This is a genomic window from Gracilimonas sp. B-17, assembly GCF_056857935.1.
The window spans coordinates 746,543-764,191 of record NZ_JBSXOA010000012.1 but is presented as its reverse complement, the minus strand read 5'-3'; the positions used below and the strand labels follow the sequence as shown (position 1 = coordinate 764,191).

The following is a 17,649-nucleotide window of genomic DNA, read 5'->3' as shown; positions in this document are numbered from 1 at the left end:
TAAACTATTTTAAACATTTATTTTAAAACCCAATTTTAGGATACGTATAGGTTGTACTTGGTTGAAAATTCTTGGCCGTATAAGAATCCGAATAAGATAATGATCTGTTAATGATCCTCTGCATCCCTGCCCCATTAGTTATCTTGATCTTAACAACAAGATCTGTAAAGTCAGGAACTTCCCCATCAGAAAAATACACATATCTGTCTGCATCAAAACTACTATGGTTAATACCGTATATAGTCTCAAAATCAGCCCATGATTTCAGTGGAAGAGGGTTTTTTGATTTATATACTGCATACCGAACTGATGTTATTCCTGTTTCAGGATCTTCTATGTCATCTAATTCAATATGCAACCTGTTATTTGATACTTTATAAGTAACATCCAATGATGGCATTTCCGGAATACTTTCATCAATTGCCAACGGTCCCGTTGACCTTACAGAGGAAACCTTATTGTTACCATTTACAGATCTGTAGTTGATGTATATGCTTGTACCTTCAGGAATTTCTGATCTGGACAATGTTAAATATCTGTCAGGTGATAAATCGGCACTCAAGTTACTGGTGTTGGAAACATAATTTATGTTTGTTGAGGTATATGTAGTACCTGAACTAACACCGGAATAAAATCCACCTGAAGATTCTTGTACTGTTCCCGAGGACTGAGTATTAGAATTGAACAAATAATAATTGTTATAATGACTCCATCCAAAACCTACCTCTCCATCTGCGGGCCAGGCTCTTAGGTCATCAGATCCAGGAGAAGTACCTATTGAGTATTGTATTCCATTTAGATCTGTTTCAGGGTCGTATGGTAACTCGGTAAAGTACAGTTTTACGTCAGTTGGATTTACTTTAGCTCGCATCCTTCCGGATTTTGGTGGAGTTGGGTCACGAGGTTTTATTGATCCAATGGTATGAATATCACTCGCATTCCCGGCTACATCTACAGCTCTCACGTGTACAAATACTTCCGTATCAAAGTCTTCTAATACGGAATTCTTCATTGCACCGGTGTAGGTCATATTCAGATCATCGGTTGTAAATTTATCCGTATCAGTAAACTGAGCTACTGCAACATTTTCAGAAGTGGATACAACATATTCATATCTATCCAGTCCTGAATCTGAATCATTTGATTCAGTCCATGCTGCCGAAATTTCTGGAACCTGAGCATTCTCCCAGTCATCTTTATCAGAGTTACTGATGTTTAGGTCGGGTGCAGTTGTAACCATTGGATCTACAGGAGTGGAGTACCCAAACGTACTCATAGTCATAATCAGTGGGGCCGTAATATACGCCGTTCCCGGTTTTGATGGCTTATCAGTATCCAGTTTAATAGCAGTGGAACTTTCAGTAACATCGCTGACTAGTCCTTCACCATTTATAGCTCTTGCACTTACATAGTAGGAAACACCCTCACTCATATTTATTAACCGAGTTTCTCCGGTGATCTGGGAAGTTGGGATTTCAGATATAAACTCTCTGGTACCTTGTAAGGTTGTCCAATCAACCACATCCGTAGCTCCTTTAGAAGTACCGATTGCATACTCATAACTGGCGATATCAGATTGTGGATCATAAGCTTGAATTTTAAGGGTGAGATTTGATGGATCTTTGGTCCAATATGTTGAAACATAAGTTCCGTAATATCCTTTACCCATAGAAACATACCGGGAAGAACTTCCATAAATATCTCCCAGTTTAATAACAGGCTTATCCGGTTTGGAATTATCCTCATTCAATACCGAAAGATCGCCGTCTGTACCCAGGAATCCTGAGTCAGAAAAGTTAATACCTTCTGGACCCACGTCTACCCAGAACAGAGCTCTTCTGGTAGCTGTATTACCGGCATTACCTCTGACTCTTAATCCCAGGTTTATCATCTTAGTTTCACTTACAGCGTTACCTGTACCCAATGCTGTTTTAAATGGATATATGTTTAACGAGGTTTCCTCCCCTAACGACAGGTAATTGTCATCGCCAAACGCAACAGACGTGTTATTGATGTCCTGCATATTCTCCAGATCACTCAATTCAACGTTTACACTATTCTCTATAACACCAACGGGATGAGTAGCCGACCAGGAAATCTCAGTATCATTGAAGAACGTGTTAAAATTAACTGTACTTCCACTTGCAGAATGGCGAGACGTTTCAGCCAGTATATCTGAAATTTGAGGGGGTCTCAGGTCATTCGACAACTCTTGTATACGGCTTCTGTAATCGGTATTCGACGTATCAGATGAAGTAGTTAATGTTTCCCCATCTGAAGAAAAATTGATACCTGCTTTCCAATTCACATAATTGTCTATCATGTTGTAGAGAATGGTAGTTAACTGTGCCTTATTGCTGTAAAAAGAGTCAAGCAGAGTTGTCATTCCCTTGTGACCCTCCCTTAGTGTACTTTGAACCGTGTTCATATTTGGGACCACCTCATCTACAACTACCTGAGCCGATTTATCTCCATGTTCTTCAAGTCCCAAAACATGCATGTTATACCAGAAATCCTGATTCATATTTGATACAGAATCACGAACACAATCTAATCCACTACCATCACAATTTGGATTTAATAGCTCGGAATAGAGATCATTTACTGCAGACGGAGCACTACTGGATGATGGGTCTGGAAAGTTGGAATCAAAATTTGAGTTACTGAAGCGTAAAATGGCCTGATTACGTTGTGCTACCTTGTGGACTTCGTTTCTGTAAGCATTTAAACCGGTTGAACCACTATTCCGGGAATTTAAACGATTGTTAAATCGTGAATTCAACGTTCCGATTCCATTCTGAATGCTACTTCTACTACTGATGTACTCTTCCCTAAGGTTATAGGCCCATTCCCATTCCATCCAATTAATATTTGCTTCTAATGCAAAATACTTTTCAAATTTTTCGTACACATCAGTGTAGGCTTTTGCCAGGGCATTAACACTTGGTGTAATACTAAGAGCAGGTTCTGTACTGCTGCTTCCCCCACTTATCTGAGCATTGAGGCTTGAAAGTTGTGAACTCTGACTAGGTGAACGGTAGTTGAAATCATATTCCGCAGCAAGCAAATCCTGCATATCATCCAGATTTTCCTCTACCTGTGCAATACTTTCTCTGAATTGTTGATCCAGCTGATCCACTTCTTCCCTTAAGGATTCTGTGCTATTTGCCTGGTTTTCAGCCATTGTTTCATTTACAGTAAAGGAAACAGAATCTGTTGTGTTTTTGCTTGGTGTCGGCTTCACCACATTTGAAACAGGAGATTGACTCATCATTGTCATCATGTCTTCAAATGCTGTTTCAGCATCATTACTGAATTCAATAGCTTTTTCAACACTATTATTCAACTTGTCTGTAACGGCATCAGAAATTGTCTCAGCATTACTGACTGCCGTTTGAAGTTCCTGTCGGGCATTAGACCGAGACGTAAACAAGTCATACAGCTTATACACTTTTGGTCTCACCATCATATCTGTTAGAATATTTTGCAATGACGTTGGTAAGTTCCCGCCTTGTGAATAGTATCGGTTATTCTCAACCTGACCTTCGATAATGGTTGCCAGGCTCCTTCTTGCCTGATGATCCTGAGAGTAGATATTAGCGCCTGCTTTATAAACATCCTCTTCTGAGTATGCCGGACCACTGAATACCGGTGGTTCTGAAAGTGCATTTTTAGCATCTTCTATACTATTTTTCATTGCTTCTATACTCTGCCGGAATTGATCTCTCTGTTCCTGAGCCTGAGCAATCAGATCGTTATGATCACCTTGTCCAAATCCACCATCCAGTTTAGATTCAGTCAGTGATACCCAAGCAGATAAACAGGCTTCATCTATCAGGAGGTCTACACAACCTCTCACAGCACCATATAGCTGGAAACCACCCGATCTCTTTGTTACAAAGGCAGCTTTAGCATCAGCTGTGATACAAAAACCGAGACAGGCTTCTGCACTGAATACCACATAGGCTCCAAATGGCATACTGAAATCCGGATCATCGATCATCCAGATGGAGCCGGTCACATTACTGTTGACTTCAAGGATCGGAATATCAACATCAAAGCCAACATTTACTTCCAATAGTACGCCCGAACCTGAAGCTAAGAGTTCTCCTCCTCCTGTCATAATTCCGGAGTAAATGGAGAAGTTAGCGTTACCCATTATTCCCCAAACCGTTTCTCCGTTGTTATCTGCAGCAAAATATTCTATTTCACCATCACCAGTAAGTATGGCCGGTACATTGGCATTCGCAAAGAATGTACCATTGATGAACATTTTTGGATCCCATTGTACTTCAAGTGACATACCACCGTTCAATAACGTATTTGCAGGAGCCTCTGAAGTACCATCCATACCTAAGACCACCCCACTGGCATCCATATAAAATCCTTCATCAGTAAGCTGTAAAAAAGTACTTCCTTCGATCACATAATCTGTGCCCGAGCCTGCTATACCAAAACTCCCGAAAAGTTGAGCAGCAAATAACAGATCATCACTGTGCGAAAACCTGTCTTTTTTGATGATCGTGTGCCCCATACCTTCAACAGCTGTTACAACAAGATCCAGGTCTTTCTCAGTTGGCTTCCAGAAAAATCCTCCACCGGCTCCTGTTAATTCTATCACGCCCGGAACGATCGGAATACCCACACTTGTCTGTGCAGCCACAAACAATCCATAACTCATTTCTCCACCAATGTTGGCAAATTTACCGGCTACCGCTGCTGAAACATTTTGATTGCCAAAAGTAAAATCTCCACTAGCTGCCGCTCTTAACAGAAATCCGTCATTTGTATTCAGATAATGCATATTGGCAGTGATGGTAAAATTATCTATCAGTGAAACATTTAAACTATCTATCAATAGTTCATATTCTCCTGTGGATTTTTTCATGAAGAATATGGTTTTAACACCTCCTGTAAAACCTCCGCTTTCACTGTCTGTGCCTCCTCCAATAGATACCGTGAGTGCACTTTGAGACACACTTCCTTGACTGGTGCTAACCGGACAAGGTCCAAAACACAGTAATTCGGTCACTCCTGTCTCTGTGCGGGTAGGTATTCCAGTTTGGTCACCATCAATTTCATTCGGTTTCTTTTCAGAAGCATCTGCGATCTCAATATCTCTGCCGTTCTCATATTTTTCATAAATGAACTGACCGATCCCAATTTTACCGATTCCATCCATTTCGAGTTCTCCGGACCCATCAATATTTCCGTAATTCTTAACCCCGGTATGGTCTATTACAAAATTCTCGTAATTGATAGAACTCCGTACTGTCAACGCATCAACGTCATCACTCATTCTTAAACTTCCACTCAACTCCAATTCAAATCCATCTGGTGTGGTTGAGATCTCATCAAAATTGACGGCTACCCTGAATACACTGAAATCATAATCGAAACCGACATTCCCGGTAGCATTGAATTGCACATACGGTGATTCAGCAGACAATCCAATTCCCGGATTTTGCGTGATCTGTCCGGATTCCCCAAAACTTATGATGGGAGATGTATCTCCCGATTTGTAGAGATCCCCGTTGGCATAAATGCCTGATTTTGCCCAATCATAAGGGTCAATATCGGCCTGTAGTTCGTTCAGCTGGAAGTATCCAAAGTCACCCAGAGCATATTGCTGATCAATATCAAAGGCAGGAGCGGTCGCTTCTATTTGTACCACATTTTGATCATCCCGATAAATACTAATGATAGAGGATGAGGTTTGATCAACAGGTGCCGGTAAAGTGATAGCTAACTCACTGTCGAGCCTTAGTCCATCATCACCGGATAATGTCAATGAATTCATCATTACATACTCTGGGATCAACTCAATATTCTGTGCCTCAAAACTTGAGAAAGTAAATCCACCATCAGTATTGATCATAAGCCCCAGATATTCTATATCACGATCTAAAAAGTTTACGTGACCGGAATCTGAACTGACTGCGACATTTCTCCCATTCAAAGTAATAGTTGGGTTTTTGATCTGACCAGTAAAGGCCCCTTCAAATAAGCTAAAGGATTGATGATCCATTGTCCCTGAGGCTCCAGCAATAGCAAAATGCAGAGCGGGATCTGAACCAAGCCCATCAACCCCCACTTCAAGATCCTGTACCGAAACATCCAGCGGCTCGCCGATTACATCTTCCATGGATACCTGGCCACTCAATACCAGATAAAATGCCTCATCAGTACTTACCACGTCAATTCCATCTTGCTGGTTGAGAGCAAGTGTTGCATCTCCCATGGAAAGGTCTCCGATTGATCCGGGGTCTATGCTAAAATCCCAGCCGGTATCAGACCACGATGCTGTATAAAAGATCGGATCCGTTCCTCCACTTACTTCAAAGATCAGACTGCTATTCAATATTCCTGATACGGCAACACTGTTGGTTCCACCAAACTCTGCTTCAATTCCCCAAAGTTCGGCCTCAAAGACATCCGTCTCCTGACTTCCATCTATGTTGCCTGAGTGTTCATAGGCAAATAGCGGAGTGATACCGTCTTGATAGGCTGTCAAGTGTGTCCCTACCGAAACTGTGGCCTGAGATAACCCATTCTGATCGATCACAGCGTTTGCAATGGCGTCATGACCTTTAAGTGGTCCCGGAAGATCGACCTTCAAACCGGTTTTGAGTTCCATGCCATTGCCATCATTTCCAATGCTGAATTCCGTGATGCTGACCGGAATGTCTAACTGAGATTCCAGAGAATAGTTGCTTTCCAGTGAAAGTGATCCACCCGTGATATTATAAGAACCGTCCGTGGTCAAACTGAATCCGACATTGACTTCCGTGGAGTCTCCATTTTGATCCTTAAGTGCTGCGATCACCATCGGCAATGTGGACTGATTAGTGGTGATAGTATAGCCACCTGTTTGTTCATTGGATGTGACATCCACTAGCAGGCTATCGTTGGAATCCTTTATGTCGATATAAGCGATATCCTCTGATGGTAATGGAATCCTGGACGGTAACAAAGAGGCTATGAATTCCCCAAGATCAAACCCATTCTGACTGAGCACAGCCAATGGATCCTGAGACCGAACTCCATTTTCAATTTCATAGAATAAAGCACGTCCCTGATTTACGGCAAATCCACCCGCATTCAGGGCAAAACCATCTTCATAGGCAACTTCCAGTGCGGCATATTCTTCTCCCTGAAATCTGATGGTAGCAGTAGAACTTCCGGTTAGATTCAAACCGTTGTTATCGAGAATGATATCGCCGTTCAGTCCTAATTCGATAGCATTGTCTGCCGGCATTGCGGTAGCAGGGTCCTTTAGCTTGAGAGCCAAAGGTTGTACTCCAACCTCCATAGCAAAGTTAGTTGCTATGGAGGCATTACCGGATTGTACCCCGAACGGATTAAACCCAATTAAAAGGTCGTTGAACTGAACGGTAGACTGAACTCCGTCTGCGGATAGATTTCCGCCTCCATTCACCAGTAGACCATCTTTACTCAGCACAGCCTGATTGATCCCAAAGGTAAACAGAGGGTCATTTGCCCCGTGAGGGAATTCCAAACCAAATTGTTGATTGATCGTTACTGAACCATTATTGATCTTACCTTCGATCAGATCGAGTACCAGGTTTCCGTTGGCGGTCACTTCAGAACCCTGATCCGTTGCAGGTAAGGTGACCATTACCCCACCATCCAGTTCTGCCATTTGCTGATCGGCAGAAACGCTGAAGTTAAGATCTGCATTGGTGACCGCAATTTGGGCGGGACCCAGTTCCAGATAACCACAAGGCTGAATACCACTCACCGTACCTTCAAAATATTTACTTTGAACCAGACTCAATGTAAAGGATCCGTTTTCCACACAAGCATTCGGATCGTCAATGTTAAAAGCCGGCAGGTTACCCAACTCACCGTTCAGGTCGATATTGACGGCCTGAAAGAGATCTCCATTTTCATCCTGTCCCGCATCCAGTGATCCAAATAATTCACTGATCATTAGAGTTGGTGAATCCGGCATACCCGGAATCAGATCTATTTCTGCTCCCCCCAATGGCTGAAAAGGTTCAATGGAACCGGTTAAAAATCCATCAACCAGCCCTACATCATTGAATGTGAGACCATCCGGTGGATTCAGACCCGTACCTTCAAACTCTGGCAGATCCACTTCAAAACTCATGTTCACATCCGGGTTGAAATCAAGTCCTTCTCCCCAGTTGAACGAGAACGGAGACGTAGTTTTAAGCGATAACGGTTTAAAGTTGAAACTGGCAATATCAAATTCCGGCAAACTCAAGCCCGGAATACTTGCCGAACTGATGTCCTGTATTGGGATCTGAATACCCGTATCTCTGATCTCAAATCCCTGAAGTGGGAATATGATCTCCTCAGCTCCTTCAGGTTGAATCCGAATATCGGCATCCAGAGCAAAAGCAAAATCAAATCCTTCTCCCGGAGTGTAATCAAACTGGGGTATACTCTCGATCGTATTCAGTTTTAGGCCAAACACGCCAAAATCAAATTCAGGTAACCCCTCGAGGTCTTCAGTAACCAAATTTTCAAGACTCATACTTCCGGGGGTCAATCTCAGGTCAAATTCCGCTCCGGTTGAGATCCCGGTTTCAGTATTCAGTTCAAAACCACTGTCTATGGTGAAGTCGAAACCGGGTGAATTAGCCCCTTCAAGTAATGTGAACGTTCCGCTGATCCCGTCCACTTTTAATAAGGCTTTGTCTTCAGGTAAAAGAGGCACCTGAGCATCCATACCGGTGATATTCAGATCGGCTTGTAACACCCCATTACTTTGAATAAAGAAGCCAAATTCCTGTTGGGCATCAGGCAGGTCATTTTCAAACAAATGGAGGTCGCCCATTAAATGCAATGCCGTCAATGGGGTTCCATTTACCGGCCTGGATCCGAATTGAAGTTTTCTTAATGTGATCGGAACCTGACGATCTTTTAACTGCCACATTGGATCGCCCTGAGGTATGGTCACTTCGATGCTCCCCTCAAGGATCTCCGGATTTGACGGATTTCCTGAGATCACCACGTTATTCAGGGTTACATTTGAAAGTGAAGGACTACCCTGCGGATCAAAATATGGAGCTGTTAGAGTCAGTGTTTTGCCGGGCAAGGTTGACATCGCATAATTTCCATCCTCATTTTCTGTGATCTCTACCAATAATTCACCCTCTTCCTTAAGTGTCAGATAGGCAATATCCATCGTTGGTAATGGAAGATGTTCAGGGATCAACAGGTCCGCAAAAAATCCCGGCGAGGGATGGAAACCATCCTCATCCAGCCAGGCTATGCGGCTGTCTCCGTACATGATATCAGCCTGACCACTGCCAACCTCAAAAGGGAACAATCTGAACCGGAAACCATCGGAATAGGCCACCTGAGCCAGGTCGTAATCCTCACCATTGAACCTGAGGGTTGCATCGGCTTGTCCTTCTGTTTGAATGCCTTGTGAATCGATCTGGATCTGTCCCGACATCCCCAAATACATACCAGGGTCTTGTAGCAGCTCAGAATCTAATGGCACGGCCCGATAACTCAGACTTTGGTCGTTGGGATCAATTCCGGCGGCAAACCCAAACTCACTATCGAACAATATGCGCCCACGTTGTATCTGAAGGGTTTCAATATCGATCAGCAAACTGTCAAAAGTCGTTCCCATTACCTGATCTGAACCCAGGTTAAACTGCTGCCGGCCATCCACGCTGAAACCTTCTTCTGTTAACCGGGCTTCATTCAGTCGGAAACTCAATACCGGATCTTCAGCCGGAATATTCCAGTCGAATGGTTCATCGATCAGGAAATCCAATGAATTAAAACGACCGGTGATCAAATTGAGCTCAAAACTACCCGATGCGGTCTGCCCATCATTCAGGTCCAGATCTGCTGAGGCTATCAACGATGCCTCCTGTCCGGTTTCCGGTGTGTGATCAAAACTTAGTTGTGAGGAGGTTATATTTGCCATAAAAGGCCCAACCCGTACATCACAACTTGGGATGATATTTTCGATCTCGCCAACCAGTCCGGTGGTAATTGAAAGCTGAGTGCTGCCAATGTCCAGATCCGAATTTACCTCACAGGCAAAAGGCTGACCGAGTGTCAGACTTCCACCAAAATCGAGGCGACCAATGGGCTCTTCTCCGCTATCTGTAAACCGGACTCCAAATTTACCGGCCAGCTCATCAATATTGAAAGCATAACCGGCACCGAACTCAAAACTGCATCCTTCAAAATTTTGCGGTACGATGGATGCTGAAACTTCATCGCCACTTACATTTCCGGCTCTCAACCCTAATTGCTGTCCTCTTATACATTCAGGGTAATCCGGGCTATTTGGAACTCCCACCTTTCCTGAAAAACTAAGGTCCCACGGCCCTGGTCCGGTCTGATCCCAATCAAATATTGGAAATAACATTTCAGCCAATTCCAGTGTTTCCAGCTCAATATTATATGAGTTGATGCCAAATTGTGGAAGGTCAGCTATTTCCTCAGAAAAGTCTATATCGTCAACTTGCAATCCTTCGTCAGTAAGCCTCAGGTTTCTGATCTCCTGAGATCCCCATTTGCCAAAATCCGGTATTTCAAAACGAGCCCCAAGTGTCAGTGCAAAATCCCAATCATTTATTTCAGGATCATAACTAAGCTGGTCCAACCGGCTCTGACTTAATTCCAGTGTGAAAAAACCGAGATCTACCTTTGGCTTTATGTACTTACACGTACTGTTTTGTGAAATGTCATTTACTGAAAGACCTTCCTCACTATTTAACTTAATATTGGCATCAGCAGAGCAAGCCTGGCCATCATCGGTTTGCAAACCTATAGATGCATTGAGATCAAGGTCATAGTCCATTGATCCTGTATCTGTATCTATGATCAGATCACCATACAAACGGTCTGCGATCATGGTTAATCGATTACTATCTTTTACCAATGGAATGACCATCGGTGAGGTACATCTGAATGAAGTGAACAATTCCCCGTTTACAAATGCAAAACGGCTAACTTCGCACCCGGTTTCTTTACCTAATACTTTCACAGACCCTTCTCCACGAACCGTTCCTTCTGGAAAAGATGCCGCAATGGTGTTTATCTCAGCATCGATCAGTTCATCCTGATAAGAAAACAATGGACTTCCTGAGGCCCTTACTGTGCCTCTGGCACCCTGAGAGTCCAAAACGATTCTTCCCTGTGCTTTAATCGTCCCCCCATCAGGTATCGATACTATGGCACCAGCAGTGACACCTTCACCCATTTTCCAGGTAATATCACTGAAACCCAATAATTCATCATTTATACCAATTACTGAACCCAGATCTTTTCCGCCCCCACTTAGGGATCCACCCATTAATATGGGAGAGTCCAATGAGCCTTTTTGAATTCTTATATCATTGGCAATAATATCAAAGGTTTGAACCCCTTTAGCAGAAAAGTCCAGTTCCAAAGTGGCCTTACCATTCAATGAATAGTAGTTGGTACCTTCCTCAACGTCCATACTGCTCAGGTCTACAAGACTTGCAAAATTTGGTATCAACTGTAATTCATCTAATTCCCTGACCTCAGCGAGTGTTTCTGCTTCGATTCCTTGCTTATAGATAAAGGTGTTTATAGTACTTTCTCCTTCATTCTTTATTGGCAGTTCACCATTCGGGCTTGTTGCCGCTACTCTCCATGCATACTCCTTGCCTTTTTCAAGTGGGAGGTACTCTGGAGTATAAATCAAAGTGTTTTGACCAGTCAGTCTTGCTTCAGCATGTGCCCTGTTACTCTTGATCGCCTGAAGAGGAGTTTGCTGTTTCAATACTTCAACCAATAAAAAATTATAGTCTATGCTGTAACCTGATAATGGCACAGGTGTCCAGTTAAACACCGGTGTTTCAAGGGCAAGATTTGATTCATTCGGAGGATTAATTAAAATAGGAGCCTCCGGATATATGACCGTAAAGGGATTTACTGAGGGCATTGAAGAGATCATCCCGGAATTGTCTTCAGGAATTGCCTGAATATTCAACACATAACTCCCCTCCGGTATGGTACCCCCTTGAATAACCTGATTTCGTTCTTCACTGGTTAATTGATTCAACACATCATCAAAAGTCTGTTTGAACAATAGCTCATCAAACACAGAAGTAAAAACATAGGCACCCGGTGCAAAACTTTGAGGTTCAGAATTAACTTCAATGACTTCTCTTCCATCTTTTAACAAACTGAATTCGAACCGAAAATCTACTGCTTGTGTGTTGGTATTATTATAAGTGAAGATGACCTGATAACGACCATTCCTGAAATTTTCTTCAAATTGATCGGTGAAAGGTTCGCTTATGACACCTGGTATACCGGTTACATTTATATTGGCAACTCCCTGAGCATTGACATCTTCTGTGGATCCGGGTGTTAATCCTAACAATAACAGATAAACTGTTATAAAAGCTACTAACCCTGATTTATTGATTGACTTTTTAAACATAACCTCGATTTAAGATCCTTGTATTAAAACCGGTGTTGAAAATTTATGGTCCCTTCAAGCTCTGTATATCTTGTACCTGCCCCCTCTATCGCATTATTTGTTCTGCTTCTTAGGTTGAGAGAAAGCGTCCCCTTTTCATAAAGCCTGTAATTGGATGATAAATTGACCATCATTTGCCGGGTTTTAAAGATCGCATCAGCCATATTCTGACTGCTTCGATCCAACTCATTAGTGTTTTGGTTAAAACCCAGATTTAAATTCATACTCAGCTTATTATCAAAAAAGGAATAAGTAGCTCCGGCATTAGCGCCAAGTGTTGTATTATCTGTTCGGGCGGAATTGTACACCAGGTAGTTACCCATCGCATTCACTGAAAAACCTGATGGAAAACTCAGAGAATAATTGAGTGATCCCGAATATGTATCAGATGAAAAATTATTTTGATTCGGGTTTGATGTCGCTTTGAACTCATTATCCATCTTGAAATATGAACCAGAAACACCAAAATTGTGCATCAGATCACCTTGCTGAACCGTAAAATTAGGTTGTAACATAAAGGTATGTGAAACCTGTAATTGCCCTAACCCAGCTTGTTGTAGCGAATCAGCTTCTGCACTGGAAGAAAAATCATTGACCATTAAATTATAGTTGGCACTCAACATGATCATATCAGTCAACTGATACTGAACATTGGTCCCTACAGCTGTATTTCTCCTTGTTTGTAAACGAGTACCCAGTAAGTTATCCCTACCCAATGTCAATGAACCTTGAAGTGATAATCGATTGTCCAGTAACCTTGCGGTTGGAGCTATCAGGATCTCTTCCTGATCATCTCTCATTCTCCCAATACCAAGCGACCTAAAACCGGGTTGAATTCGCTCATAACCAACCTGTAACCCGAATTTTGAAAGATTTAAATTTGCAGCTGCATTTCCTGCAAAATTGACCCTCGAACTGGTTCTCGGTGTAAAAATATTATTTAAAAAAGAAGGGATACCTGCTGATCCGATCGGAAGGGAGGCACTTTTTAGATCTCTGGTATAAGCTGATACTGTAACCTGACTTGATACCGTCAGAATATCATCAAACAGGGCTATTTGAGCATCTGGAGTTAAAGTGAGGTTTTCAGCAGGTGTGATCTCAAGAGCATTACTCCCACTGTTTAGATCACTGACCCTATCTATTGAGTAATGTGAACTTAGATAGAAATGTGAATTATTATCTCCGCTGTATCCGATCTTACCGGCTGCAGTCCAGCGTTCGAAAGCCGGATCCCTGAATCCTTGTTCTGACTGAAACTCAACCTTCCTTCTTGCCTGACCACCTGACAATTCAATGAGCCAATTTCCAGGTGTGGCCGAAACATATCCACCTCTGATCGCAGTTCCATTCAATCCATATTCTGAGAAATTCGGACTTACACTTCCTGCCTGAACGGTTACCCATTCCCATGAAGCATTAAAACTCAGGTTATTCATGTTTTGCCTCAAACTTGACTGATCTGTTGAGTACAAAAGATTTAATCCAGAACTTAACCCAAAAAGGGAAAAATTAAGATTTGCAGTGGTTTGTAAAGATGCCGGTGCTCTTCGATTTTGTATACCACTGGCTGTATAACCGTTTGCTTTAAAACCGATACTTCCAGATGCAGTAAACGGTCTAATATCCGTTCCTTCCAGTATCGGATCTGTTTGGGCTACCGCAAATCCGCTGACCCCAAAGATCAACAATACCCCCATAAATAAAGTGATTTTCCCCTGCAAAATGATACAGTTTCTCTAAAGTTGATAGTTGCACTCACCTATACTTACGAGAAACATTTCAGTATCAGGTCAAAAAAGTTCAAAATAATTTTCAATGAGCCAATGGCAGGGAACTAAAAAATCCTGAAGTATTCACTTTAATCGGTGAGCTTACATGGCTGATTTTATTAATAATATGATCGTAAACTCAACTATGAAAAGACATCAACCGTAGCTGTAAATAGGTGACTTCTGGCACATTAACTGATTTGTGATGATGCGCATTGAAAAAAGTTAAAACCGATTTCAACTTTCCTGAAAATACCGATGCACCCAGGCAGCCGTTACAGACCCCACATATCTGGCGTCTTCTTCATTGGTCAGTAAATGGTCAGCATCATCCAAAGAAATGAAGCTTTTCGGATGTTTGGCCATTTTATAGATGTGAGCAGCATTGTCTATGCCAACTGTTTTATCGATGGGTGAATGAAAGATCAGCAGTGGCTTATCCAGACTTTTAATAATATTATCCATGTTCTGCTCTTCCAGATCATCCAAAAACTGTTTCTTGATGGTGAACGGGCGCCCTGCAAGCTGAACGGTCGCCTCTCCTTTTCGCTCGATCTCATCTTTTTTATCCAAAAGATGCTGTGTAACGTGCTCCGGATTACACGGTGCTGCAACGGTCACCACAGCCTCCACAGAATCGATAAGGTGAGCAGCCTGTAATACCGCAGCTCCACCCAGCGAATGCCCCATTAACATTCGGGGCGATTCCCATTCATCTTTCATGTACTCAGAAGCAGCTACCAGATCCTCAATATTCGAAGAAAAATTAGTGTCTGAAAAGTCTCCTTCACTTTCTCCAAGGCCCGTAAAATCAAATCGAAAAACGCCAATACCTTCTTTTGTTAAAGCCTTGCTGATATGACCTACGGCCTTTAAATTTTTGCTACAGGTAAAGCAATGAGCAAATAGAATGGTGCCTTTACTTATTCCATTATCAGGCTCATCGATCCTGGCAGAAAGAAGATCTCCCTGACTCCCCTTAAATTTTATCTTTCGGCTATTCATACATACGTATCATTATTTTTTAGTTTATTTCTTGATGTTAGGATATAGCAGCGTCATTATGTAGAAATTGTATACAGAATTGATCTTCTGCATCAGTCCATGAGGTTACTTTTTTGAAATATGGTCGGATTAATTCCCGGAATGATTGCATTGAATACTTATGAGAATTTTCAGTGTGAATGGTTTCCCCTTCTTCAAAATAGAACTCATTTCCGGCAACCGTTACTCTCTGGTTATTGGTACTAACCAAATGCATTTCAATGCGTTTTTCTGTTTCATTAAAAAGTACCCGGTGTTCAAATCGATCAATGTTAAAATCAGCATTAAGTTCTCTGTTGATCCTGTTTAAAATATTCTTATTAAAAGCGGCTGTCACCCCTTCAGAATCATCATAGGCCTCGATCAATGTCTTGCGATCTTTAATGAGATCAAAACCGATCAATAAACCACCATCCTTACCTACTAACTGAGAGATCGACCCAATAAAATTCCTGGCATTATCTCTCGTAAAATTCCCGATCGTTGAACCGGGATAGTAAGCGATCTTCCGGCTTCCACTCTCAGGGCTTCCCGGTATTGAGAAGCCTTCCGTATAGTCTGCTGCAACGGGCTGGATCTTTAAATTGGGATATTCCCTTTGCAGATCCTTTACAATATCCGTTAAAAATTCTTCAGATATATCCACCGGAATGTAAGAATGAATATTATCTGCATGATCAAGTATCAATCTGGTTTTCAGACTACTGCCACTTCCTAACTCAATAAGACTGACATCACTCCCAATTTCATCACTGATCTCCTCTATGTTACTTTGCATAATGGAAAGCTCTGTTCTTGTCAGGTAATACTCATCCAGTTCACAGATCTTCTCGAACAGCTCTGAACCTATTTTATCGTAAAAGTACTTACTTGGCAGAGTCTTTTGTGTTTTACCTAATCCGGCTATTACCTCATTGAGAATGTTCCGGCTACTTTCTTCCATTTGTACCGCTGGGATCATGATTTTCTTTTTTGTTTGAATTATTTGGCCAGGCGTATTCCATTGAATTGCCAGCGTTCATTTGCATGAAAGAAATTCCTGTAAGTCTTTCTGAAATGAGATCTTGATGTTGCGAAAGATCCACCCCTCAGAACGTATTGGTTGCACATAAACTTTCCGTTATACTCCCCCAATGCCCCTGGTAAGGGCTCATATCCCGGATAAGGAGCATAGGAGCTTTGAGTCCATTGCCAAACTTCGCCAAACATTTGTTGCAAACCGCCTTCTGCATTTTGTTGTGCTACAGGCTGAAGATGGCCCTTATCTGCGAAATTGCCCTCAATAGGTAAAGGTTGAGCAGCCACCTCCCATTCCTGCTCGGTTGGTAGCCTGAATCCCTTCCATCTAGCGTAGGCATCGGCCTCGAAATAACTTACATGTGTAACCGGTTCATTTGGGTCAACTTTCTGCATCCCACTCAAGGTAAACTGCCACCATGCTCCATCTTTCTTTTTCCAGTACAGCGGGGCTTGCCAACCATCATCACGTACGGTAGAAAAGCCCTCATCCAGCCACCATTTTGGCTCCCTGTAGGCACCTGATTCGATAAACTCAATAAACTCAGCATTGGTCACCAGGCGGTTAGCCAACTCAAAATCATGTATGTAGGTCTTGTGTCTTGGAAATTCATTGTCATAACCGAAATCGTCTCCTTCATGACCTATTTCATAAACACCTTCCGGGAATGAGGTCCAACTGAGATCCGGAACTGATTTCACACGTGGTCGTTCAACTTTTTTATAGGCTATATCCAGCGGGTTCTGAGAGAACATATATTTAAGATCTGTCATCAACAACTCTTGGTGCTGCTGCTCATGATGTATTCCTATTTCAACAATGGGACCCCATTTTCGAAACTGCTTATCTGTGGCATTACTGATCAGGTCCTCTACATGTTCATTAATACTGTCACGGTACTCAAATACCTGCTTTACGGTTGGCCGTGATATATTTCCGCGGCGTGCACGGCAGTGTGGAACTCCTGTTTGTAAGTAATAGGAGTTAAACAGATAGCTATACTGTGGATGGATGGGATCATAATCCTCAAGTTCCTTTTCCAGCAAAAAGGTCTCAAAGAACCAGGTGGTGTGGGCCAGATGCCATTTTGCAGGACTCGCATTTTCTGTAACCTGAATCACATAATCTTCAATCTCAAGCGGTTCGGTAATGGTTTCTGTAAATGCCCGAACTTTTTTGAACTTTGAAATGAGCTGTTCCTTCGTAAAACGAAACTGCGCTGCATGAGTAACCTGTGGTTCCTGATCTTTGGGAGTTGTTGTAGTATCCATAATTGATGCGTCATTATTCAGTCAAACAGACGTTATGATGTTCGATGTTCTTACTAAATCAATATATCC

5 protein-coding genes are annotated in these 17,649 nt (G+C 42.3%); all 5 read right to left on the bottom strand.

Annotated elements, in window-relative coordinates:
- Nucleotides 1-22: 22 nt before the first annotated feature.
- Nucleotides 23-12,436 (bottom strand): hypothetical protein, encoded by a 12,414-nt coding sequence (locus AC13FX_RS11745; RefSeq protein ID WP_482880870.1) that lies wholly within the window; start codon nucleotides 12,434-12,436, stop codon nucleotides 23-25.
- A gap of 23 nt (nucleotides 12,437-12,459) precedes the next feature.
- Entirely contained in the window at nucleotides 12,460-14,199 is a 1,740-nt protein-coding gene (locus tag AC13FX_RS11740; RefSeq protein ID WP_482880869.1) for a TonB-dependent receptor, read from the bottom strand.
- 285 nt (nucleotides 14,200-14,484) lie between these two features.
- Nucleotides 14,485-15,252, bottom strand: coding sequence for an alpha/beta hydrolase family protein (locus AC13FX_RS11735; protein ID WP_482880867.1), 768 nt, complete (start codon nucleotides 15,250-15,252; stop codon nucleotides 14,485-14,487).
- A 37-nt stretch (nucleotides 15,253-15,289) separates the two neighbouring features.
- Nucleotides 15,290-16,252 (bottom strand): L-histidine N(alpha)-methyltransferase, encoded by a 963-nt coding sequence (egtD, locus tag AC13FX_RS11730; RefSeq protein WP_482880865.1) that lies wholly within the window; start codon nucleotides 16,250-16,252, stop codon nucleotides 15,290-15,292.
- Nucleotides 16,253-16,272: 20 nt separating this feature from the next.
- Nucleotides 16,273-17,580, bottom strand: a complete 1,308-nt coding sequence (gene egtB / locus AC13FX_RS11725; protein ID WP_482880864.1) for an ergothioneine biosynthesis protein EgtB — start codon at nucleotides 17,578-17,580, stop codon at nucleotides 16,273-16,275.
- Nucleotides 17,581-17,649: the final 69 nt, after the last annotated feature.